Genomic DNA, 2308 nt, shown 5'->3' with positions numbered 1-2308 from the left:
TTTAAGAAAAAAAAGTAAATTTGAAGTATGAAAAAATGATTTTGTAAACTGAAATTTTGTCATATTAAAGCGTTCTTTAAAACCAAAATCTAGAGGGGTCAATATGGCCGGATTGAGGGGTCAACATGACCGGAATATCCATTCTGGCTCTTTTACTAAACTCAGTAGCGTCTTTATCTATAGTATAATTCATATTTCTAGTCTTTTCATCTATAGAAAGGTTTAATCCTGCTGTTTTTCCCATATCACTTATTAATTTAGGAAATAGTTTGTGCATTAAAATTCCTAAACCAAATCTAAGTGTATCTCCTAATGGATCTGTATACCATATAGGGTTGCATGCAAAAGTAGCATATTGACTAATACTTGGGTTTGGTTTCGGATCTAAATTCCACCTCCTAGCAAGCCGTGTATCATATTCCCAAAACATAGCTGTGGTGTGCCCTCCGGTAGTACCAGAAATCTCATCGTCCTTCTCCTGCCCTTGGAATCCAAACAGGTAAGCATCAGCACTACTATTTTTATTGACACTCAAAGAGTTATGTACAACTTCTAATATTGTAAAATGATTATCCGATATGTCTAATTTTAGGCATCCCATTCAAAACAAAAGTACATTTTTTTATTTTCATCAGAAAAATTTTCAATTGAAAGAAGTTCTTACAAATAAATCTACTGTCCACAATTCAAAATAAACAACACTAATACTTCGACTCCGCTCAGTATCCACGATTGTTTATTGACAAATGCTAATATTCAGATTATTTCGGATTTCCGAAATAGTTATTATAGAATTGTCTTAGAACGTGCACTGCAGTGCAAACTGGGTGCCTCAAGGCTAAATTAATCCAAAAGCTAATCTGTAGGATAAGTCAAATCGATCTTCAAAGGACAATCAGGAATTGAGTCAATTTCATAATAATACATACCCGAAATATTTGGACTGGTATAAATATTAGAATTCCATCCTAACTCTCTTCCATGTATTGTTATTTTTTTTTCATTTATAGTAACATTATAATTATAGCCAGGATTTAGCCATAGATCATATTTATAGTTTGGACATAGTAACATATGATATGTCCTACCTATTTTAATTTTATTTTTTTTTCTGAGAAATATTTTTTCGCTTCTTTTTAATGTTACAATTATAAAAGTCATGCTTTCATCACCTTTTTCGCGGACTTCATATAACACAAATCCTCTCTTTTTTTCAATTTTAACTACAGTAAATTCTTTATTTTCAGGTTGAGATTCCTGTAATCGAATTGTATCACTATCATTTTGTGAAAATGACTTTAAGTAAAATACTATAATTAGCAGTATAAGCGATATTTTTTTTGTCATAATAACTTATTTCATGAATTTTATAGCCAAGTCAACATTGTCAAACATTGTTTTTATTGCCATCTTTGCATCTCTAAAAAAGCACTCTCCGATTACTCCATCTCCTGGCTGAGGTGTAGCATCATTATGTGCAGGTATATAATGGCTTTTGTAAGTGCTACCTCCTTTTATAGCAGGGCCTGCGGCACCTTTAACCTGAGAAATCTTGCCAGCAATATACGACTCCGTGACTTCATGTAGCATAGCCTGCCCTTCAGATCCATGAATGAAGTCAAGTATTGCTAATTCATAAGGATTAACAAATTGTTTTGTCTCTACATAATTATAACTTTCTGTCAATGTATTAGAAAGCCATGGTAGGTTGCTTTCATAAGAAACAGATTTTTCCCTTTCCGTTACAGTGGAACCAAAAAATCCGCCACCTTGAAATGTTTTGTTATCATAGTTACTCCCTCCTACATGGACGTTAACTTTTATGTCTGGGTTATTAATAGATTCTAATAATAGTTTATCGTCTTTTGTTACTGCTTCACCTTTTGCATGGACTTGTCCTTTAGAGTCCCTACTAATTTCAAGGGATGTAGATTCATTTAACTGTTTAGTAGCTTTTTCAGCTTTTGGTCCAGTAATAAAAACATCTGCATTATCTCCAAATGGATCTACAAACCAAATAGGATTCCCGGCAAAAGCAGCATAAGGACTTTCCCATTCTTTTAAAACTGGATCAATATTCCATCGTCTTCCAAGCCTTGTATCATACTCCCAAAACATAGCTGTAGTATGCCCTCCGGTGGTACCGGAAATCTCATTATCTTTTTCCTGCCCCTGAAATCCGAACAGGTAAGCATCAGCACTACTATTTTTATTGACACTCAAAGAGTTATGTACAACTTCTAGTATAGTAAAATAATTATCCGATATGTCTAATTTTAGGCATCCCATTCAAAATCAAAAGTACATT

3 protein-coding genes are annotated in these 2308 nt (G+C 33.4%); all 3 read right to left on the bottom strand.

Annotated features, from left to right (window positions below; genetic code table 11):
• Window positions 1-76: 76 nt before the first annotated feature.
• A complete protein-coding gene (locus tag HN894_15810; GenBank protein MBT7144789.1) occupies window positions 77-601 on the bottom strand; it encodes a hypothetical protein in 525 nt (174 codons plus the stop codon).
• 254 nt (window positions 602-855) lie between these two features.
• Window positions 856-1347, bottom strand: coding sequence for a hypothetical protein (locus HN894_15805; GenBank protein ID MBT7144788.1), 492 nt, complete (start codon window positions 1345-1347; stop codon window positions 856-858).
• Between the two features lie 6 nt (window positions 1348-1353).
• Window positions 1354-2289 (bottom strand): hypothetical protein, encoded by a 936-nt coding sequence (locus tag HN894_15800; protein MBT7144787.1) that lies wholly within the window; start codon window positions 2287-2289, stop codon window positions 1354-1356.
• Between the last annotated feature and the right edge of the window lie 19 nt (window positions 2290-2308).

Source organism: Bacteroidota bacterium (assembly GCA_018692315.1).
In the GTDB taxonomy this organism is placed as follows: Bacteria; Bacteroidota; Bacteroidia; order Bacteroidales; family JABHKC01; genus JABHKC01.
This window is presented reverse-complemented; position numbering and strand designations above follow the sequence as displayed.

Excerpts from the sequence above, each read along its gene's own strand:
- HN894_15800 (MBT7144787.1), bottom strand. The coding sequence starts at position 2,289 with ATGGGATGCCTAAAATTAGACATATCGGATAATTATTTTACTATACTA.
- HN894_15805 (MBT7144788.1), bottom strand. The coding sequence starts at position 1,347 with ATGACAAAAAAAATATCGCTTATACTGCTAATTATAGTATTTTACTTA.
- HN894_15810 (MBT7144789.1), bottom strand. The coding sequence starts at position 601 with ATGGGATGCCTAAAATTAGACATATCGGATAATCATTTTACAATATTA.